18 protein-coding genes and 1 tRNA gene are annotated in these 19189 nt (G+C 67.6%); 8 read left to right on the top strand and 11 right to left on the bottom strand.

From position 1 onward, the window contains the following. Positions 1–59 precede the first annotated feature (59 nt). Positions 60–770 (bottom strand): PIG-L deacetylase family protein, encoded by a 711-nt coding sequence (locus BLR46_RS03665; protein WP_093248978.1) that lies wholly within the window; start codon positions 768–770, stop codon positions 60–62. A 106-nt stretch (positions 771–876) separates the two neighbouring features. Here BLR46_RS03665 and BLR46_RS03660 point away from each other — a divergent pair, with 106 nt between their 5' ends. Together BLR46_RS03660 and BLR46_RS03655 are read left to right on the top strand one after the other, a co-directional pair. Continuing rightward, positions 877–2511: a CTP synthase gene (locus tag BLR46_RS03660; RefSeq protein ID WP_093248976.1), complete on the top strand. Its 1635-nt coding sequence runs from the start codon at positions 877–879 to the stop codon at positions 2509–2511. A gap of 150 nt (positions 2512–2661) precedes the next feature. Continuing rightward, positions 2662–3531, top strand: coding sequence for a peptidoglycan DD-metalloendopeptidase family protein (locus BLR46_RS03655; RefSeq protein ID WP_093248974.1), 870 nt, complete (start codon positions 2662–2664; stop codon positions 3529–3531). 59 nt (positions 3532–3590) lie between these two features. Here BLR46_RS03655 and BLR46_RS03650 read toward each other — a convergent pair whose 3' ends face one another. Next, on the bottom strand, positions 3591–4787 hold the full coding sequence (locus BLR46_RS03650; RefSeq protein ID WP_093248973.1) for an AI-2E family transporter: 1197 nt from the start codon (positions 4785–4787) through the stop codon (positions 3591–3593). A gap of 102 nt (positions 4788–4889) precedes the next feature. On the opposite strand from BLR46_RS03650, the gene BLR46_RS03645 reads away from it, so the two are divergent. Further along, positions 4890–5885, top strand: coding sequence for a DNA topoisomerase IB (locus BLR46_RS03645; protein ID WP_093248972.1), 996 nt, complete (start codon positions 4890–4892; stop codon positions 5883–5885). Positions 5886–5889: 4 nt separating this feature from the next. Here BLR46_RS03645 and BLR46_RS03640 read toward each other — a convergent pair whose 3' ends face one another. The 8 genes from BLR46_RS03640 to BLR46_RS03605 form a co-directional block, all read right to left on the bottom strand. After that, positions 5890–6798 (bottom strand): SDR family oxidoreductase, encoded by a 909-nt coding sequence (locus tag BLR46_RS03640; protein WP_093248971.1) that lies wholly within the window; start codon positions 6796–6798, stop codon positions 5890–5892. Positions 6799–6807: 9 nt separating this feature from the next. Next, positions 6808–7794, bottom strand: a complete 987-nt coding sequence (locus BLR46_RS03635) for a DUF4349 domain-containing protein (protein ID WP_093248970.1) — start codon at positions 7792–7794, stop codon at positions 6808–6810. Positions 7795–7930: 136 nt separating this feature from the next. After that, a tRNA-Ile gene (locus tag BLR46_RS03630) sits at positions 7931–8007 on the bottom strand. A 76-nt stretch (positions 8008–8083) separates the two neighbouring features. Further along, positions 8084–8497 carry an RpiB/LacA/LacB family sugar-phosphate isomerase gene (locus tag BLR46_RS03625; RefSeq protein WP_176761643.1) on the bottom strand — a complete coding sequence of 138 codons (414 nt, stop codon included), beginning with the start codon at positions 8495–8497 and terminating at the stop codon, positions 8084–8086. A gap of 87 nt (positions 8498–8584) precedes the next feature. After that, on the bottom strand, positions 8585–9922 hold the full coding sequence (locus BLR46_RS03620) for an NAD(P)H-dependent oxidoreductase (RefSeq protein WP_093248966.1): 1338 nt from the start codon (positions 9920–9922) through the stop codon (positions 8585–8587). Positions 9923–9975: 53 nt separating this feature from the next. Continuing rightward, entirely contained in the window at positions 9976–11013 is a 1038-nt protein-coding gene (locus tag BLR46_RS03615; protein ID WP_093248964.1) for a TRAP transporter substrate-binding protein, read from the bottom strand. Positions 11014–11054: 41 nt separating this feature from the next. Then, on the bottom strand, positions 11055–12353 hold the full coding sequence (locus BLR46_RS03610; RefSeq protein WP_093248963.1) for a TRAP transporter large permease: 1299 nt from the start codon (positions 12351–12353) through the stop codon (positions 11055–11057). 1 nt (position 12354) lies between these two features. Continuing rightward, a complete protein-coding gene (locus tag BLR46_RS03605) occupies positions 12355–12900 on the bottom strand; it encodes a TRAP transporter small permease (RefSeq protein WP_176761642.1) in 546 nt (181 codons plus the stop codon). A 240-nt stretch (positions 12901–13140) separates the two neighbouring features. On the opposite strand from BLR46_RS03605, the gene BLR46_RS03600 reads away from it, so the two are divergent. Both BLR46_RS03600 and BLR46_RS03595 read left to right on the top strand, forming a co-directional pair. Continuing rightward, the gene (locus tag BLR46_RS03600; RefSeq protein WP_093248960.1) at positions 13141–13836 is read left to right on the top strand and encodes a GntR family transcriptional regulator; all 696 of its coding nucleotides are present in this window, start codon (positions 13141–13143) and stop codon (positions 13834–13836) included. Continuing rightward, a complete protein-coding gene (locus BLR46_RS03595; protein ID WP_245701470.1) occupies positions 13833–14705 on the top strand; it encodes an NAD(P)-dependent oxidoreductase in 873 nt (290 codons plus the stop codon). Before BLR46_RS03600 ends, BLR46_RS03595 begins: the two co-directional genes overlap by 4 nt. Before the next feature lie 7 nt (positions 14706–14712). On the opposite strand, the gene BLR46_RS03590 is transcribed toward BLR46_RS03595, so the two are convergent. After that, positions 14713–15594, bottom strand: a complete 882-nt coding sequence (locus BLR46_RS03590) for an oxygenase MpaB family protein (RefSeq protein WP_093248958.1) — start codon at positions 15592–15594, stop codon at positions 14713–14715. 86 nt (positions 15595–15680) lie between these two features. Here BLR46_RS03590 and BLR46_RS03585 point away from each other — a divergent pair, with 86 nt between their 5' ends. The 3 genes from BLR46_RS03585 to BLR46_RS03575 all read left to right on the top strand — a co-directional run bounded on the left by BLR46_RS03585 (position 15681) and on the right by BLR46_RS03575 (position 19157). Beyond that, positions 15681–16628, top strand: coding sequence for an NAD-dependent protein deacetylase (locus BLR46_RS03585; protein ID WP_218118304.1), 948 nt, complete (start codon positions 15681–15683; stop codon positions 16626–16628). A gap of 60 nt (positions 16629–16688) precedes the next feature. Further along, on the top strand, positions 16689–17927 hold the full coding sequence (locus tag BLR46_RS03580) for a dicarboxylate/amino acid:cation symporter (RefSeq protein WP_093248955.1): 1239 nt from the start codon (positions 16689–16691) through the stop codon (positions 17925–17927). Positions 17928–18197: 270 nt separating this feature from the next. Further along, on the top strand, positions 18198–19157 hold the full coding sequence (locus BLR46_RS03575; RefSeq protein WP_143008200.1) for a hypothetical protein: 960 nt from the start codon (positions 18198–18200) through the stop codon (positions 19155–19157). Positions 19158–19189 lie beyond the last annotated feature (32 nt).

Below are 19189 nucleotides of genomic sequence, written 5' to 3'. Positions count from 1 at the left end.
CGACCCGTCCATTAAAACCCGTGGTCGGGTCGCGCACCGGCGTCGCGCGGAACCGGCGGTCAGAGCTCGTGGACGGCGAAGAGGTAGCCATGGTCGGCGTCCATGGCCTTGCCCTGTTCGGCGAGCATGCCGGCGATGAACTCCTCCGGGGCGGGGTGCCCGGGAAGGTCTGCCAGGTACTGCTCGTGGCACGCCAGTGAGGCGACGCCGGCGGCGACGTCCTCCTGTTCGAGCGCGACGCCGTGCGTCGGCTCGTCGCCGTAGACGAGCAGCTTCGACACGGGCCACTTCGCCAGCCCCTCGTCGGCCAGCTCGGGGAACACCCAGCGGTTGTCCGCGTCCCGGCAGGCGTCGGCGGTGACGAGGCCCGCGACCCGGTGGTCGGCGTGGTTGAGTCCCCAGCCCACCTGGGCGGCCCAGGAGTTGGTGACCACGACGTCGGGCCGGAACTGCCGGATGCGGCGCGCCACGTCGCGGCGGAGTTCGAGCGAGTAGACGAGCGTGCCGTCGGGGTGGTCGAGGATGTCGAGCTCGCGCACGCCGACGACGTCGCACGCCTCGCGCTGCTCGCGGGCGCGGAGCGGCCCGGCCTCCGCGGGCGGGCGCTGCATCCCGGCCTCCCCCGCGGTGAGCAGCAGGTAGGCCACTTCGGCGCCGCGACGCACCCAGCGGTGCACCACCGCGGAGAGCCCGTACTCGGTGTCGTCGGGATGCGCCACCACGCACAGCACGCGGCGGAAGTCGTCGTCGTCCAACCTCGGAAGAGCCATGCGGCCACTCTAGGCCCGCACCCGCGCGTATAACACGGACGGCGACGCCCGGACGCGTCGTCCATTCGCGAGGCAGCGGGGCCCGGCTCACGTAGACTGGAGGTCCGTGGGTACCGAGAATCGCGCAAAGCATCTGTTCGTCACGGGGGGCGTCGTCTCCTCCTTGGGTAAAGGTCTGACGGCGTCGAGCCTCGGCCAGCTCCTGATCAAGCGCGGTCTCCGCGTCACGATGCAGAAGCTGGATCCGTACCTCAACGTCGATCCGGGCACCATGAATCCCTTCCAGCACGGCGAGGTCTTCGTCACCGAGGACGGCGCGGAGACCGACCTCGACGTCGGCCACTACGAGCGGTTCCTCGACGTGAACCTCACCGGCGACGCCAACGTCACCACCGGCAAGGTGTACTCGACGGTCATCGCCCGCGAGCGCCGCGGCGACTACCTGGGCGACACCGTCCAGGTCATCCCGCACATCACCAACGAGATCCGCGACCGCATGCTCGGGATGGACGACGGGCGCGTGGACGTCGTCATCCACGAGATCGGCGGCACGGTGGGCGACATCGAGTCGCTGCCCTTCCTCGAGGCGGCCCGCCAGGTGCGGCACACCGTCGGGCGCGAGAACGTGTTCTTCCTGCACGTCTCCCTCGTGCCCTACATCCGGCCGAGCGAGGAGATGAAGACCAAGCCGACGCAGCATTCGGTGGCGGCGCTGCGGCAGGTCGGCATCCAGCCCGACGCGATCGTGTGCCGAGCCGAGCGCGAGGTGCCGCCCGCGCTCAAGCGGAAGATCGCGCTCATGTGCGACGTCGACGACGAGGCGGTGATCTCCTGCGCCGACGCGTCGTCCATCTACGCCGTCCCCCGCGTGCTGCACAACGAGGGGCTCGACGCGTACGTCGTGCGCCGGCTGGGGCTCGGGTTCCGCGACGTCGACTGGACCGAGTGGGACGACCTCATCGACCGCGCCCTCCACCCCAAGCGCGAGGTGACGGTGGCGCTCGTCGGCAAGTACATCGACCTCCCCGACGCGTACCTCTCGGTCCTCGAGGCGCTCCGCGCCGGCGGCTTCGCGCACCACGCCCGCGTCCGCGTCGAGTGGGTGGCTTCCGACGAGTGCGCCACCCCCGAGGGCGCGGAGCGGCACCTCGGGCACGTCGACGCCGTGTGCGTGCCCGGCGGCTTCGGCATCCGCGGCGTCGAAGGCAAGCTCGGCGCGCTGCGGTACGCGCGCGAGCAGCGGATCCCGACGCTCGGCCTCTGCCTGGGGCTGCAGTGCATGGTGATCGAGGCCGCCCGCAACCTCGCCGGCCTGGCCGACGCGGCGTCGAGCGAGTTCGACCCCGCCACCGAGCACCCCGTCGTCGCGACGATGGCGGAGCAGGTGGAGTTCGTCGAGGGCGGCGGCGACCTGGGCGGCACCATGCGGTTGGGCTCCTACCCGGCCCGGCTCGAGGCCGGCTCCGTCGTCGCGGAGACGTACGGCACGACGAGCGTGACCGAGCGGCACCGGCACCGGTACGAGGTCAACAACCGTTACCGCGCGCAGCTCGAGGAGGCGGGGCTGTCGTTCTCGGGCGCCTCCCCCGACGGCGGGCTGGTGGAGTTCGTCGAACTGCCCTCCGACGTGCACCCCTACTACGTGGGCACGCAGGCGCATCCCGAGTTCAAGTCCCGGCCGACCGCGGCGCACCCGTTGTTCCGCGGGCTGATCGGGGCCGCCCTGGCCCGGAAGGGCTGAGCAAGGACCGCTCCCGGGAGCAGCGGGAAAAGGTTGTCCGGTCCCGGCCAAGGTGGCGCCGGGGCCGTGGTGGAGGAGCGAGCGCGGGCCCTAGCGTCGGCGCAGGAGCCACCGTCGGCTCCTGCTCACCACTCCCCGAAGGAACCACCCATGTCACCATTGGAAGGCCTCGGCCGTCGCTCACTGTTCAAGATGGCCGGCGTCGCGGGCGTCGCCGTCGCCGGCAGCAGCATCCTCACCACCCAGACGGCCGCCGCCGCGACGATCAGCTCGCCCGTCGAGGTGGGCTCGCGCTACACGTCGGGCTTCCGCACCTCCGACCGGCCCACGCACGCCGGCTCCGACTACGCACCCAAGGTCGCCGGCACCACCGGCCGCCCCATCTACGCCATCGCCGACGGCCAGGTGGTCCGCGCCCAGTGGAACGCGCTCGCCTACCACTCCGGCATCGCGGTGATCGTCTACCACAGCGCGCTGGGTCGCTACTCGTACTACGGCCACCTCGCGAGCTACAAGGTCTCCGTCGGCCAGAACGTCCGCGCGGGCCAGCACATCGCCGTGATGGGCACCACCGGCAACTCCACCGGCATCCACCTGCACCTCGGGATCTTCGGCGGCTCGCTGAGCTCCCCGAGCTTCGTCGACCCGCACGCCTGGCTGAAGGCCCGCGGCGTCACGCCCGGCGTCACCGCTCCGGTCAGCAGCAGCCTCAAGTGGCCCTACGCGGACCTGCCCATCCTCGGCTACCACACCACCGACTCGCACAACGCCTGGGTGAAGCTGATGTACGACATCGGCTACCGCAACTCGTCGCTCTCGGTGAACCTGCAGAGCTGGCTGAAGGCCAAGGGCTACTACACCGGCTACATCGACGGGCAGTTCGGCTCGATGAGCGTCAAGGCGTTGCAGAGCCTGCTTCGCGACCGCGGCTTCTACGGCGGCTACATCGACGGCGTGCGCGGTGAGATGACGATCAAGGCCGAGATCCGCTTCCTCAACGACCAGCGCCAGTACTACTGAGCCGGTTCCGCCTGTGGACGACAACGAGGCCGGTGCGGGGACTGCCCGCACCGGCCGCGTCATTGCGGGGCCAGGTCGGCGTCGTCGGCCACCACCTTCGCGTCCTGCTTCGGCATGATGACCTCCTGCACCACCATCAGCACCGTCGCGGTGACGGGGACGGCCACGAGGGCGCCCAACAGGCCCAGGAGGGTGCCGCCGACGAGTGCGCCGATGAGCACGAGCGGCGCTGGGATGGAGACGGCCCGCATCATGATGCGCGGGGTGAGCACGTAGGCCTCGATCTGCATGTAGCCGAAGTAGGCGCCGGCGAAGGCCCACCCGAGCCCGCCGATGCTGAGCAGCGACATGATCGACGCGATGCCCCAGAACAGCAGCGGCCCCACCATCGGGATCATCGTCATCAGCAACGCCAGCGCCGCGAGCAGCGGCGCGAACGGCACTCCCAGGACGGACAGCAGGATGAAGGTGAACGTCGCGTTGCACACGGCCAGCACCGCCATGCCCGAGACGTAGCCGCCGACGGACTCGGTGAGCTCGTTGATGATCTTGGCGATGTCGGTGCGCGCATGGGCGGGCGCGAGGCGGGTGAGGCTGCGCTTGATGGACCGCATCGAGGCGAGGAAGTACAGGGAGAGCGCCAGGGCGATCAGCGTCCCCGCGATGCCGTTGACCACTCCGCTGCCGACGGCCAGCGCACCGCCCCCGAGCGCGAGCAGGTTCGCCGGGTCGGCGAGCCACGTCCCGGCGCGCTCCAGCGTCCGGGCGTAGGAGCTCCCTTCCCCGGACTGCTCCGCCAAGCTGCGGAACCATCCCGAGTTCTGGATGTCGGCCACGTAATCGGGGAACGACGCCGCGAAGACGCCGATCTGGGTCACTGCGGTCGGGACGACGATCGCCAGCAGGCTCAGGACGAGCACCAGGAAGGCCCCGGACACGACGGCGATGGCCGCACCGCGGGAGAGCCCGCGCCGCTGGAACACCCGCACCACCGGCTCGAGTGCCATCGCGATGAACATCGCAACCCCGATGGCGATGAGGACCGTCGCCAGCGAGGCCAGCGCCCCGGCCAGCCCGATCGCCACCAGGCCGCCCAGCGTGGCCAGGAAGCCCCAGCCGAACGGGTTGTCCAGGGTGGCGGAGACACGTTGCCTCCGCCGCGAGGGGGCGGTGGCCGACGCCGTCGGGCGATCCGTGGGCGACCCGTCGCGCGGGACCTCGGGGGAGGACGCTCCCGCAGCGTCAGCGTGTGACATGGTGGGAGTCTAGAAGGTCGCCGCGTCGGCCACGGGTTTTGCGCCCAAGGTGCCGACGTCGCGAGGGCCGGTGCGGCCCCGGGCGAGTCGTAGGCTGACCGCATGGTCCGCCTCCGCCGCACGAGTCCTCGCACCCCCGGGTACACGCGCGTACGGCGCGGAAAGGGCTTCAGCTACCACGACGCCGACGGCAACGCGCTCCCCGACGAGGAGGTCGAGCGCATCAAGTCGCTGGTCATCCCACCCGCCTGGAAGGACGTCTGGATCTCGCCGTACCCCAACGGGCACCTCCAGGCGGTGGGCACCGACGACGCCGGCCGACGCCAGTACCTGTACCACCCGGAGTGGCGAATCCGGCAGGACCGCAACAAGTTCGACCGCGTGCTCACCGCCGCCGAGGCGCTGCCGCTGGTGCGCCGTCGCATCGCCCGCGACCTCGCCCTCGACGGCATGCCGCTCGAGCGGTCCACCGCGACGGCGGTCCGCCTCCTCGACGTCGGCTACTTCCGCATCGGCAACGACGCCTACACCGACGCCCACGGCTCCTTCGGCCTCACCACGCTGCAGCGCCAGCACGTGCGCCGCCGCGGGAAGACGCTCGTCTTCGCGTTCACCGGCAAGTCGGGCATCGCGCACACCATCCCCGTCGACGACGCGGCCGCCATCGAGGCGATCGAGGTGATGCGACGGCGACGCGCCGGCAGCGACCGGTTGCTCGCCTACAAGCAACGCAGTTGGCGCGACCTCACCTCGTCGCACGTCAACGAGTACCTGGCCGACCAGTTCGGCGGCGACTTCACCGCCAAGGACTTCCGCACCTGGCACGCGACGGTGATCGCGGCCGAGGTGCTCGCGCTCAGCGAGGAGGACGGCCGCACCAAGACGTCGCGGAAGCGGGCGGTGACGCAGGCCGTGCAGGAGGTGGCCAGCTACCTCGGCAACACCCCGACGGTGGCTCGCTCGTCGTACATCGACCCGCGCGTGATCGACGCCTACGAGTCGGGGTCGACGATCGAGGCCGCGGCCCGGAAGCAGTACAGCACCGCCAACTCCCGACAGAACGGTCTGGAGGAGGCGGTGCTGGACCTGTTGCGGTGAGTGCCTAGAAGACGGGCTTGCCGCCGGTCACGCCGACGACCGTGCCGGTGACGTAGGACGCCTCGGCCGGGCTCGCGAGGAACACGAACGCCCCCGCGAGCTCCGCCGGCTGCCCGGCGCGGCCGAGCGGGGCGTCGCTGCCGAACTTCGGCATGCTCTCACCCGGCTTGGTGGCCGGCTGGAGCGGCGTCCAGATCGGGCCGGGCGCGACCGCGTTGGCCCGGATCCCCTTCGGGCCGAGCTCGGCGGCCAGGTTGACCGTGAAGTTGTTGATGGCGGCCTTCGTCGACGCGTAGTCGAGCAGGGCCACCGACGGGTCGTAGGCCTGGATGGAGCTCACGTTGATGATGCTGTCGCCCTTGCCGAGATACTTCAGCGCCTGCTGCGTCACCCAGAACAGGGCGTACAGGTTGACCTTGAAGATCTGGTCCATCTGCTCGGTGGTGACGTCCTCGAGGCCCTGCTCGCGCCGTGCCCACTGGGCGCCGGCGTTGTTGACGAGGATGTTGAGGCCGCCGAGGGATCCGGCGGCATCGTCGACGACCTTGCGGGCGGTGGCCTCGTCGGTCAGGTCGCCGGGCACCAGGACCGCCTTGGCCCCGGCCTTCTCGATCCACGACGCGGTGTCCTCAGCGTCGGACTGCTCGTCGGGCAGGTAGTTGATGGCGACGTCGGCGCCCTCGCGGGCGAACGCGATGGCGACGGCGCGGCCGATGCCGGAGTCGCCGCCGGTGACGAGCGCCTTGAGCCCCTTGAGCCGGTCACGTCCGACCCAGCTCTCCTCGCCGTGGTCCGGGCGTGGGGTCATCTCCGTGGTGAGGCCGGGCGGGGTCTGCTCCTGCTCGGGGAAGCCTCCCTCGTCGCCGGCGAGTTGCTCTGCTGAACGGTTCGTCTCGTAAAGCTCTTCACTCATCCTTCGACTCTACGTGGCGTCGGTGTCACCCCCGACGGGCGCCGCTGAGGGGTCCGGCGGTGTCTCCGACGGGGTGAGTCGGCGCGCCCGACGGCGCCGGACCAGCGCGCGGATCGGGAAGAACAGCAGCAGCGCGACGAGCCAGAGGGGCGCCGTCGCGATGAGGACGGTGATCGCGCCGGTGACGAGTTCGGCCGCGCCGCGGACGCCGTTGGTGAGCGCCTGGGTGAAGCCCCACGAGTCGCCGCCCGGGCGGACGATCGCCTTCGGCTCGACCAGCTCGACGGTGACCGTCGCCATCGCCGCCTGCCGCTCCAGGTAGGTGACCTGCGCGTCGAGCGACTCGATGTCGCCGCGGACCCGCGCGAGCTCGTTCTCAATCGAGAGCATCTCGGTGACGTTCTTGGCCGCGTCGAAGAACTCGCGGAGCCGGACCTCCTGCGCGCGGAGGTTCTCGAGCCGGGCGGAGAGGTCGACGTGCTCCTGGGTGACGTCGTCGGACGCCTCGGACTGAAACTTCACGGTGCCGATCTTGGCCACCTCGTCGACGAACTCCTCGAAGTCCTCGGTAGGGACCCGGACGGTGACCCAGCCGCGCAGCGCCCCGCCGTCGCCGACCGGGTAGCCGTTCTCGTCGTAGCGGTAGACCCACTCGCCGGTGTCGGTGGCCACCTGCATGTCGGTGACGTGGCCGGAGTGGCTTCGGGCGAGGTCGCGGATGCGGGTGATGGAGTCGGCGGTGCTCTCCACCTCCAGCCGCAGGGTCTTGGACTTGATGATCATGCGGTCGTCGTCGCCGGCGACGTCCTCGTCACCCCCGCCCGCGGTGTCTTCGCCCGCCTCCGGCCGCCCACCGCCGTCGGCAGGGGCTGCGGGTGCGTCGCCGCGGGACACGCCGGGCTCGAAGGACTCGTTGCTGCCGGAGCAGCCCGCGAGCGCGAGCGTCAGGAGCAGGGCGGTGAGGATGCTTCGCCAGGTGCGGGACTGCGTGTTCATGGGGCCCTCCCGGGTGCCGCAGGAGCCGGGGTGGGGCGGCGTCCTCGCGCGCCGTGCTCCCGGATGGCTCAAGCGTACGGCGGGGCATGGGAAAGCAAAATCCCCGCAGGCGAACCGTGCGGGGATTGTTATCAAATGGTGAGCCTAGCTGGACTTGAACCAGCGACCTCTGCCTTATCAGGGCAGCGCTCTAACCGACTGAGCTATAGGCTCGTTCACCGACGCGTAACTCTAGCGCACCCGAATCGATACTCGCAAACCGCACGACAGCCAGGCGCCGGTGAGCAAGTCACGGGGCGGGCATCTCCTCGGCGAGCCATGCCTCCACGAGCGTGGATGCCAGTTCGGCTCCTACGACCTTCGCTCCCATGCACAGGACCGTGGCACGATTGGTGGTGACCGACGTGCGCACCGAGAAGATGTCATCCGCGGTGACGGCGGACACCCCTTCCACCGTGTTGGCGGCGAGGGCGACACCAAGTCCGTTGCCGCAGAACGCCAGCCCGCGGTCCGCGGTTCCAGATGCCACCGCGTTCGCAACTGCGATCGCGACGTCCTCGTGATTCTTTGTCTCGTCCCCCAGCCCGCTGACCCCGACGTCGAGCACTGCATCGACCCGGTCATGGCTCTGCAGGACGCGGATGATCGCGCTCTTGAGGTCAAAGGCCGACTGATCGGCCCCTATTGCGATTCGAAGTCCCATTTGATCTTTCCTTCCGATGAGCCACAAAGTTGCTAGGGGCAGCGCTGGCACAAGCCCTCGGCCAGCGCTGCCCATTGTTTCCGGATGTCAGGCGACTACCAGTGCTTCAGTTTCGCGGCGGAGTTGAATAGCCACCTCCAGTTCGGGGTTGATCTCTATGTCGTCCCAGCTGACGATCTGACCCTGCTTGATGTCGTTCTTGAGCCTGACATCGTGCGCCAGGGCAACGGGAAGGGCGTTGAGTTCACGCGAGTACCCAGCGGAGACGAGCTTGCCCCAGACGGCGTAGCCGCCCTCGCCATCCAGCACATCTCCTGAAGCGAGATCCTTCTTGGCAGTGGCGACGACGTCGGCATAGAAACCCACCGGGTGACCTGTCGAGACTCCCCGCAGAACAGCATTCGCGATGGAGACATTCAGCTCGAGTCCGATGTAGTGGTAGGGACGATAGAGCGCTGCGTAACGTCCGGTGGGATCCGGGTGCCACGGGTATTCGGCGAAGCAAGACGCAACGTAGTCATTCGTTGCCTCAACGACGACGAACACGCCCTCCTGGGTGTTGTTGGGAATCCAATCACCTTCACGCGTCACGCTGGACATCACGTCGACAGAACCATCGTTGGCGAGTACGCCGCCCACCGAACCGGGGCGGCAGATCGTCGCGATCTCAGTGACGTCCCCGGGCGTGAAAGTGAGGCCTTCGTCCGACGGCTTCAGCGCAGCAGCGTTCGCAACTGCCGCCATCTCGATGGCGGCCTTCGTGCCGTCACGGAAGGAGGTGTGCATACGCGGGTTGAGTTGCCCGGAATCGGTCAGCTCCTTGGAGAACTCCCAGAAGTCCCACACATTGTCCGGGTTCATCTGGTGGTACGTCGGTAGGTACTTGGCGCCCTTGCCCGCACAGACAACCTTGAAGCCGGAAGTGCGGGCCCAGTCCACGAGTTCCCAGATGAGCGCAGGCTGGTCGCCGTAGGCCATCGAGAAGACGACACCCGCCTTCTCGGCGCGCTTCTGCAGCGCTGGACCGGCCAGGGCGTCAGCTTCCACCGTCACCATGATGACGTGCTTCTTCGTCTCGATCGCCTTGAGCGCGTGGTTGATGCCCGCGATGGGATTACCCGTGGCTTCGACGATGACGTCGATGTCGGCATCAAGCAGTTCGTTGGCGTCGGTCACCAGCGCGGTCTTTCCGGTCGCGAGGGCTTCATCGACGTTGTAGACGACGTCATCTTCCGGCCAGTCGACCAGCTTGAGTGCCCCTTCTGCGCGTGCCTTGTTCAGGTCGGCGATGCCGACCACGTGCACGCCCGGAATGTTGTGCGCCTGAGCCATGTACATCGTGCCGTAGCGTCCAGCGCCAATCAGGCCGACCTTGATCTTGTTGCCCTCGTCCTCGCGCTTCCTCAGCAACTCGTGGAGGTTCATAGCGGTGTCTCTTTCTCTGGATGGTTCTTTGGTTGGTTGGGCGAAAGGGTCGGTCAGCCGGTGATCTGGCCGACCCATTCCTTTGCCCGATCGGGCAGGGAGTCAATGACGGGCTGGGTCGCCTCGACCCATGCGTCGCGGTCGGTGAGTTCGTGGAACGTCGCGCCCTCGTCTTCCATCTGGGCGCGGTACTCCGCCTCGTCTTCCTGGATGGCCTCGGTGTATTCCTGCCCGACGACGGTCGCGGCCTCGAGGATCGCCTCACGGTCAGCCTCGTCCATGCCCTGCAGCGCTTCGTCCCACATGATGAAGTGGAAGTTGGCGTAGACGTGGGAAGTCATGGTGATTTCGGGAGCCACTTCGTGGACCGAAGCGAACAGGATGGAACTGAGCGGATTCTCCTGACCGTCAAGGACGCCTTGCTCAAGCGCTGAGTAGACCTCGTCCCAGGGCATCGCTTCCGCGCGGGCACCGAGTGCCTGCCAGGTAGCCACCATGGTGGGGGCTGACGGCGTGCGGATCGTGAGGCCCGAGAGATCGTCCAGGCTCGTGACCGGGGTCTTGGTGGACAGTTGTCGGGCACCACGGAACATGTTGCCTGCGATGGCGAAGCCGGTGTCCTCTGCGACGGCACCACGGATCTCGTCGCCGATGTCTCCCTCCCACACCTCAATGAAGTGCTCCGTGTCCCGGTAGATAAAGGGCGCGGTCTCGATCGAGGCCAGCTCGGAGTACGACTCGAGGGTCAACAGCGACTCGATCACGATGTCCGTGGAACCGAATTGCAGACCTTCGATCATCTGCTCCCAGTTGCCGAGCGTGCCGTTGGCGTGGATCTCGATCTCCACGCGGCCATCGGTCGCTTCCTCGACAAGTTCCTTGAGACGCAGGGCGGCCGTTTGACGGGGGTCTTCGTCATTGCCCTCGTGCCCGAGAACCAGCGTGGTCGCGGCTCCGGCTCCGCCGTTGTTGGTCTCGTTCGGGGCCGAGGTGGTCTCGTCAGAGGTGGTGGACTCGCCGGAGCAGGCGGCCAGCCCGAGGACCAGCGATGCTGCGGCGCCCAGCACAGCGGCGCGTTTGAAGATGGACATGGTTGCCTCCGTTGGTTTGTGTGGTGGTGGTTTGCGGATGGTTAGAACAGGACTGTCGGTAGCCAGAGAGAGATGGCCGGGACGTAGGTGATGAGCATGAGGAACGCCAGGACGGCGATCATGAACGGCAGGAGCGCCCTCAGCGTCTGCATGACGTTGAGTTCAGCGATCTCCGCGGCGAGCAGCAGCGTCAGCCCCACGGGTGGGGTCACGAGACCGATGCCCAGGTTGACGACGATGATGATGCCGAGGTGCACGGGATCGACCCCGAGGTCGAGGGCGATCGGCAGGAGGATCGGCACCAGGATGATCAACGCTGCGTTGGCTTCGATGAACATGCCCACGAACAGGAGGAGCACGTTGATCAGCAGGAGCAGGAGGACCGGATTGCTTGTGAGGTCCAGCATCCCTTGAGCAATTGCCTGCGGGATGCGCTCGGAAGTCAGGGCCCACGAGTACAACTGCGCCGCGGACATCACGAGCATGATGAGACCGACGAGTTGCACCGTGCTCTTCAGCGCTTCGATCAACGTCTTCAGATTGAGTTCCCGGTAGATGAAGAAGCCAACGACCAGCGAGTAGACGACGGCCATAGCTGCGGCTTCTGTGGGGGTGAAGAACCCACCACGGATACCGACCAGGATCAGTACGGGCAGCAACAGCGCGGGGAATGCCGCCAGCAGCGATGGGAAGAACTTTGGCGCATGACCCGCGCCTTCTGCTTTCGTCTCGCCTACGTGCCCGGACAGGAAGCCCAGCTTGTTGACCGTGAGATGGACGGTCAACATCAGGATCGCGACGAAGACGAAGGCCGGCACCACTCCCGCGAAGAAGAGCTGGCCGATGGAAGTCCCGGTCACCACTCCATAGAGGATGAGCGTGATGCTTGGGGGCAGGATGGGCGTGATGATCGCTGTTACGGCCGTGACCACCGCGGAGTACGCGGCGGAGTAGTTGCGTTCGCGCATCGCCGGGATAAGGATGCGGCCAAGACTCGAAACGTCGGCGACGGCGGACCCGGAGAGACCACCGAAGAAGAGCGACGCAAGGACGTTGGTCTGCGCCAGGCCTCCGCGGATCCGGCCGACGATCGACTCAGCGAGGTCGAGCAGGCGACGGCTGATGCCGCCGTAAGTCATCAGCGCGCCGGCAAGGATGAACAACGGGATGGCGAGCAGGGGGAAGGGTGTGATGCCCGCGACGATGCGCTGCGGCGCGATATTGAGAGGGACCTCGGTGAAGAGCAGAAGACCGACGATCGATGCCGCGGCGAGGGCGAAACCGATTGGTATGCGTGCGATGATTCCGCCGATGAACCCTGCGAAGAGTGTTCCGCCCATATCAGCGCGCCTCCTCGTTCTTCGGGTCTGTCAGGTCAAGTCCGGAGACCGCTTCCATCCGTTCGAGCAGGCCATCCTTCGTCTCGCGACCGAAGACCGTGCGTACCCACCCTTCGATCCCGAAGACGACGCACGCCCCGAAGCTCACCGGGACGGCGAGGTGCATCCACCCCGTCGCTATTCCGAGAGCCGGGAATACCCTGCGGTAACTCACGGAGAGCGAATCGAACCCGTACCAAGCGAGGATCGCGCTGACAGCGACGATCGCGGCAGCAGCGACAGTGTTGAGCACGACGTTCACTCCACGGTTCTTCACGGAGGTGAAGGCATCCATCACCATGTGCCGGCGCTGACGCACGCCGATGGCGATGGCAAAGAGCGCCGTCCAGACGAAGGCCAGTTGTGCTACCTCAGGCGCCCAAGACGCTGAGGCATTCGTCACATAACGAGAGAAGACCTGCCATGAGACGACCGAAACGACAAGGACCAGACCGAGAACGGCGGTCGCCATCATGACCTTGTAGAGCGCGTCCAGCACCCAATTCACGACTCGCAGAGGGCCTGATGAGGTGTTGATCACCGGCTGGTCTCCCATCTCTTCTGCGCTCTCACCTGCGAGAGCGTCTTGCGATGCAGGGGACCAGCCCCTGCGCCTCAGCGGCGTTCGTTGCCACCGAGGGAGTCAGTCATCGAACTTTGGCTATCGAAGCACACGAGGGAGTTAGCTGTCAACGGTCGACGGTCGACCGTTGACCTCTTAGGGGCAGGTTGTGGTGTAATTGGCTGCATGAAGCCGGAAACGAGTCCTGCACCGCTGCAGGCCATTGAGTTCTCCAACCTGCGCGGCCAGGTCCTCAAGGTGTTGCGCGATTCGATCATTACGGGTGCCATCCCACAGGGCAGCGCCCTGGTAGAAACACGTTTGGCGGGACAATTGAACGTGAGCCGCGGCACCGTGCGTGAAGCACTCTTGGAACTCCAGCAACAGCAACTCGTCGAAGCAACGTCCAACGGTCGCCTACACGTACGCGCTCTTGATGCCCAGAAAGTCTACGAACTCTTCACAGTGAGGGCGGCGTTGGAGGGTCTCGCCGCTCGGCTAATCGCCGAGCACCCTGATCGAGGAAGCCACCAAGAGACGCTTCGGCAACGTTTGGCCGTCATGTCCGAACAGCGGGATGGCCCCATCGTCGACCTCATCGACGCCGACCTGGCCTTCCACCGCACTCTCGTGGAGTTGGCAGGCAATGCGGTGTTGCAGAGTTCTTGGCTCGCACTCGAGGGGCCCCTGCGCATGGCCATAATGCATGCGGGCGCTGATCGAGCGCGCGCAAACATCACCGTGGAGAAGCACAGACCTTTCATCGATGCGCTCGACGTGGGGGTAAAGAACCCAGCGGATGTCATCTATCGCTCACTCACCATGACCGCCGAAACGTTGGTCGGCCCTGGGGCCACCGAAGAGGACGCGGGTCTCTCGTGACTCAACACACCGTGGGCCTCATCGGCACCGGTGCCATGGGCATCCCTATGGCCTTGCGACTTCTGGCGGCCGGAAAAAAGGTCGTCGTGTACTCCCGCTCCATCAAACCCGCGCTCGTCGACGGCGGGGCCGCTTATGTGGACACACCCCGCGAACTAGCGGCACAGGCGCACGAAGTGCTCGTCATGTTGCCGGACCTCCCGCAACTGGAGCCGCTGCTCATCGGCGACGAATCGCTCGTCGCCGCGGCCCGACCCCTGCTGGTGATGGTGGGATCGACGTCGTCGGCAGTGCGGCTACGAGAGCTCGCTCACTCGGTCCGTAGAGCGAGCGAAGGCCGAGTCGAGCTGGTGGACACGCCGGTCTCCGGCGGCGTCGAGGGAGCTGACGCGGGGACGCTGTCCATCATGGTCGGGGCCGATGCCGAGCAGTTCCAACGCGTGGCGAAGGCCCTCAGTCCCTGTGGGACCGTGCATCATTTGGGTCCCCTCGGCGCCGGTGAAGTCGCCAAAGCCTGCAACCAAATGGTGGTTTCCGCGACCATGCTCGCTCTCGGCGAGGCGACAGTCCTGGCGGAACGTTCGGGAATCGAACCCTTCAAGCTGATGGAAGTCCTCAGCGGCGGGTACGCCGGCTCCAAGCTATTGGAGGCGAAGAAACGAAAACTCATCGAAGCCGATTACTCGCCCGGGGGGATCGCGGCCTACATGGTCAAGGACTTGGGGTTCGCCCGTGACATCGCCGAGGCGACCTCGACAGCGGCCATCCTGCTTCCCGCCCTCCAGAACGCCTACGAGGAGCTCGTCTCGGCGGGGTTGGGGGAGGAAGATCTCGCAGTGGTCCGGCGCTTCGTAGCGGAGAGGGTCTGACTACGCCTCACGTGGTGCGCGGATGCACCGGCCGGCGGCGCACCGACGCCATCGCCCACCGCAGCACGTTCGTCGACAGCTTCCCCAGCGGCAGGCCCACCAGCCGGTCGAACCACGCGCTGGTCGGCAGCCCGAGCATCCGCCGCGCCCAGACGGGCAGGATCGAGATCGCGCCGGCGGCGAGCATCCAGTAGCCGGGCCGCGCGAGCCACGGGATCGGCGGCGACTTCAGGATGAAGTCGACGGTGTCCCGCGCGGCCGGGGAGACGCGCAGCTCGGGCAGGTACGACTCCATCGCGCGCTCCAGGTCGGCCAGCGTGCGGGGCAGTTCCTCGGCGCCGAGCATCTCGCCGACGGGGGCGGCCTGGGCGACGTACTCGTCGGCCTCCCCATCGGTGAGGCGGCGGAAGCCGAAATGCCGGAAGCTCAGCAGGAACGACCACGTCTCGGCGACGTGCACCCACTCCAGCAGGTGGGGGTCGGAGGCGCGGTAGGGCTCGCCCTGGTCGGTCTTCCCGCGGACCCGGAGGTGGATCTCCTTGACGCGCTCGACGAGAGACTTGGCGTCGTCGATCCGCCCGAAGGTGGTCATCGCGATGAACTCGGCGGTGCGCTGCAGGCGACCCCAGGGGTCGGAGCGGTAGCCCGAATGGCCCGCGACGCCCGCCATCGCCGCCGGGTGGAGGGTCTGGAGCAGGAGCGCGGCGATGCCGCCGGAGTACATCGACGCGTCGCCGTTGACATGGGCGATCACGTCGTCGGGCCCGTGCCAGCGGGGCCCCGGGGAGCCCCAGATGCGCTCCGCGCGGACCTCGGCGTCCCCGCCCGCGACCCTGGAGCGGACCGTCTCCCCGATGGCCCGCCGCACTCGCTCCAGAGGGTTGATCACGCTCCCAAGGCTACCGGCGACGCAAGCGCGCTGCGCCGGATGGGTTGCGTCCCGCGCTAGGTTGTCGGTGCACGAGGAGGCTCGACGTGACCGCACCGAAGACGGCCGACGTGGGCGGCTGGTTCCGCACCGCCGCCGACGGTGTCGCGCTGCCCGCCGCGCCCGGCTGGGGACCCGGCACCGGGGGCTTCGGACGCATCTCCGGCGACGAGGAACTCCGGCAAGCGCTCGACCTGCTCCACCACCGGCCGACCCTCGTGCTCACCGGTGCCGGCATGTCCACCGGCTCCGGCCTGCCCGACTACCGCGGCCCCGACGCCCGGCCCCGCTCCCCGATGCTCTACCAGGAGTTCGTCGGCTCCGACCTCAGTCGCCGCCGCTACTGGGCGCGCAGCACGGTCGGCTGGCGCTGGTTCCGGCAGGCGCGGCCGAACGCGGCGCACACGTCGCTCGCCGCCCTGGAGGCGCGGCTGCCGAGCGTCGGGGTGGTGACGCAGAACGTCGACGGCCTGCACCAGCGCGCCGGCTCGCCGGAGGTGGTCGACCTCCACGGCCGCCTGGACCGCGTCGTCTGCCTGGGCTGCGAAGGCGTGGTTGACCGTGACGCGCTGCAGCAGCACTTCCTCGCGCTCAACCCGTCCTTCGCCGCCCGCATGGCCGCGCTGGAGGAGGAGGCGATCTCGGCGCCCGACGGCGACGCCGAGGTCGACCGCACCCAGGACTTCCGCTACCCGCCGTGCGAGGCCTGCGGCGGGATCCTCAAGCCGGATGTCGTCTTCTTCGGCGAGAACACGCGGCCGGAGGTGACCTCGTCGGCCTTCGAGCTGCTGGAGCAGGCGTCGACGCTGCTCGTGCTCGGGTCGAGCCTCACCGTGATGAGCGGGCTCCGGTTCTGCCGCCGCGCCGTCCGTGACGGGAAGCCCGTCGTCATCGTCAACGACGGGGCCACCCGGGGCGACGACCTCGCCGAGGTCCGCGTCCACGGCCGGCTCGAGGACGTCCTCGGGGCGTGGGTGCAGATGCTGGGAAGCTGAGGCGTTCCGAATCCGCCCCCGGTGTCCGCGGACCGGTCCGGCGGCAGTTACATTTCCTCCATGCAAGAAGCCACTCTCCCCAAGAAGCGCAACTTCGGGCTGCTTCCACAGATCGTCGTCGCCATCGTCCTGGGCATCATCTGTGGGCTGTTCTTCCCCGAAGGCCTCACCCGCGTGTTCGTGACGATCAACGCCCTCTTCGGGCAGGTGTTGAGCTTCGTCATCCCCCTGATCATCCTCGGGCTCATCGCGCCGGCGATCGCCGACCTCGGTCGCGGCGCCGGCAAGTGGCTCGCCATCACCGCCGGCATCGCCTACACGTCGACCGTGCTCGCCGGCCTCCTCGGCTGGGGCGCCTCCATGCTGGTGCTGCCGCGGGTGCTGCCGCCGGCCCCCGAGTCGCTCACCAACCCTGAGGAAGCGCTGCTCGCGCCGTACTTCACCGTCGAGATCCCGCCGCTGTTCGGCGTCATGAGCGCACTGGTGCTCGCCTTCATCCTCGGTGTCGCGCTGACCGCCATCAAGAGCGAGGTCATCTACAAGGGCGCCCACGAGTTCCGCGAGATCATCGGGCTCGTCATCGCCAAGATCATCATCCCACTGCTGCCGATCTACATCTTCGGCATTTTCCTCAACATGACGCAGGGCGGCCAGGTCACCGCGGTCATCGCCACGTTCCTCGGCGTCGTGATCTTCGTGTTCATCCTCACGTGGATCATGCTGGGCATCCAGTACTCGGTCGCCGGCGCCGTGACCGGTCGGAACCCGATCAAGATGCTCGGCACCATGCTGCCGGCCTACGCCACCGCGCTCGGCACCTCCTCGTCGGCCGCGACGATCCCGGTCACGCTCCGCCAGGCGGTGAAGATGGGCGTCAGCCAGCCCGTCGCGTCGTTCACCGTCCCGCTGTGCGCGACCATCCACCTCGCCGGGTCGACGATCAAGCTCACCTCGTTCGCGCTGGCCATCATGATGCTCTACGGCATGGAGATCGAGCCGCTCGTCATCCTCGGCTTCGTCCTCCTCCTCGGCGTGTTCATGATCGCGGCCCCCGGCGTCCCCGGCGGCGCCGTGATGACCGCGCTGGGCCTGATGCAGTCGCAGCTCGGCTTCGACGAGACCCAGCAGGCCCTCATGATCGCCACCTACATCGCCATCGACTCGTTCGGCACCGCCACCAACGTCACCGGCGACGGCGCCATCGCGGCGATCATCGACAAGATGATCGGTCGCAAGCACCAGTTCGAGCTGAAGGACGAGGCCAAGCTGGCGCACGCGTCGCACGAGAGCGTGGTCTAGCCTCCCCCGTCGGGTTCACCTGCCGTAGTACGGGCTTGGCCTGCCAGCCTCGGCTTGGCCTGCCTGGCTTGAGCTTGGCCTGCCTGCCTCGAAGGGACCTGTCCGCCTTCGATTTACCTGCCGGATCCGGCTGGTTTTTCGAAAGCTGGCAGGTCCCTTGTGTTGGGCCGACGTGCACACTCCACAGGTCGACTGGTTGACCTGCCATATTTGTCCACAGCTGTCGCGTTCGCAATGCCGCATGCGACTCCTATGGGCTGCACTCGCACCATGACATCGACGATTTCGCACGCCGAACTCCTGGCCATGGGCCACTCGCCGCACGACATCACCGCGCTCTGCGACTCCGGTGAACTCACTCGACTTCGCCACAGCATGTACTCCGCCGAGCGCCTCGACGACGAGCTGACGCGTCACCGCACCCTCATCCGAGCGACTACCCGCCTGGTCGACCCGACGAGCGTCGTCAGCCACACGTCGGCGGCCGTCCTGCATGGTTTGCCGGTCCAGCGCTCCAGCTTGGACCGTGTGACGATGACGAGGCTCACACCGGGCCACGGGGACAAGAGTCCACAGCTGCTCGTCCGGAACACCCGCATCATCGAGGCCGAGATTGGCGAGGTGGACGACGTCCGGGTCACAGGGCTCGCCAGGACGGTGTGCGACGTGGCCCGCACCGAACCGCTGGGCTGGGGCATATCCGCCGCCGACGCCGCGCTGGCGGCGGGGATCTCCCGATCGGAACTGGGCGCAGCGCTCGCTATGCATCCACGGCTCCACGGTCTGAGGAGGGCCCGGCGTGTGCTGCGGTTCGCCGATGCCCGCAGCGAGTCACCGGCAGAGTCCATCAGCCGCATCAACATGTCTATCGCAGGGCTGCCGACGCCGGAACTCCAGACCGAGCTCTTCGACGCCGACGGCGAGTTCGTCGCGCGGGCCGACTTCTTCTGGCGCGACTACGGCGTCGTCGGAGAGGTGGACGGCGCGATCAAGTACGGCGCGTTGCTCCGACCCGGCCAGAAACCCGAACAGGCGATCATGAACGAGAAGCGTCGAGAGGGAGGCATCCGCGGTCTAGGGCTCTGGCTCGTACGTTGGGACTGGGAGGTGGCCAACTCCCCGCAGGAACTGAAGCGCATCGTCGGCAGGGCGCTCGAGCTAGGCGCCCGCCAAAATGCGAAAAACCTGCCGGATCCGGCAGGTTTTCCGAAGGTGGGCAGGTCAGCCTGAGGGAGGCAGGCGGCCCCGAGCGGCGCAGGCCA

The sequence above is a fragment of the Tessaracoccus oleiagri genome, from assembly GCF_900103275.1.
Classification (GTDB): domain Bacteria; phylum Actinomycetota; class Actinomycetes; order Propionibacteriales; family Propionibacteriaceae; genus Arachnia; species Arachnia oleiagri.
Note: the sequence above shows the minus strand (reverse complement) of the source record. Positions and strands in the feature narration are given on the sequence as shown.

Excerpts from the sequence above, each read along its gene's own strand:
- BLR46_RS03600 (WP_093248960.1), top strand. The coding sequence starts at position 13,141 with ATGAAGCCGGAAACGAGTCCTGCACCGCTGCAGGCCATTGAGTTCTCC.
- BLR46_RS03575 (WP_143008200.1), top strand. The coding sequence starts at position 18,198 with ATGACATCGACGATTTCGCACGCCGAACTCCTGGCCATGGGCCACTCG.
- BLR46_RS03640 (WP_093248971.1), bottom strand. The coding sequence starts at position 6,798 with ATGAGTGAAGAGCTTTACGAGACGAACCGTTCAGCAGAGCAACTCGCC.
- BLR46_RS03625 (WP_176761643.1), bottom strand. The coding sequence starts at position 8,497 with ATGGGACTTCGAATCGCAATAGGGGCCGATCAGTCGGCCTTTGACCTC.
- BLR46_RS03610 (WP_093248963.1), bottom strand. The coding sequence starts at position 12,353 with ATGGGCGGAACACTCTTCGCAGGGTTCATCGGCGGAATCATCGCACGC.
- BLR46_RS03645 (WP_093248972.1), top strand. The coding sequence starts at position 4,890 with ATGGTCCGCCTCCGCCGCACGAGTCCTCGCACCCCCGGGTACACGCGC.
- BLR46_RS03620 (WP_093248966.1), bottom strand. The coding sequence starts at position 9,922 with ATGAACCTCCACGAGTTGCTGAGGAAGCGCGAGGACGAGGGCAACAAG.
- BLR46_RS03665 (WP_093248978.1), bottom strand. The coding sequence starts at position 770 with ATGGCTCTTCCGAGGTTGGACGACGACGACTTCCGCCGCGTGCTGTGC.
- BLR46_RS03580 (WP_093248955.1), top strand. The coding sequence starts at position 16,689 with ATGCAAGAAGCCACTCTCCCCAAGAAGCGCAACTTCGGGCTGCTTCCA.
- BLR46_RS03650 (WP_093248973.1), bottom strand. The coding sequence starts at position 4,787 with ATGTCACACGCTGACGCTGCGGGAGCGTCCTCCCCCGAGGTCCCGCGC.
- BLR46_RS03615 (WP_093248964.1), bottom strand. The coding sequence starts at position 11,013 with ATGTCCATCTTCAAACGCGCCGCTGTGCTGGGCGCCGCAGCATCGCTG.
- BLR46_RS03655 (WP_093248974.1), top strand. The coding sequence starts at position 2,662 with ATGTCACCATTGGAAGGCCTCGGCCGTCGCTCACTGTTCAAGATGGCC.
- BLR46_RS03635 (WP_093248970.1), bottom strand. The coding sequence starts at position 7,794 with ATGAACACGCAGTCCCGCACCTGGCGAAGCATCCTCACCGCCCTGCTC.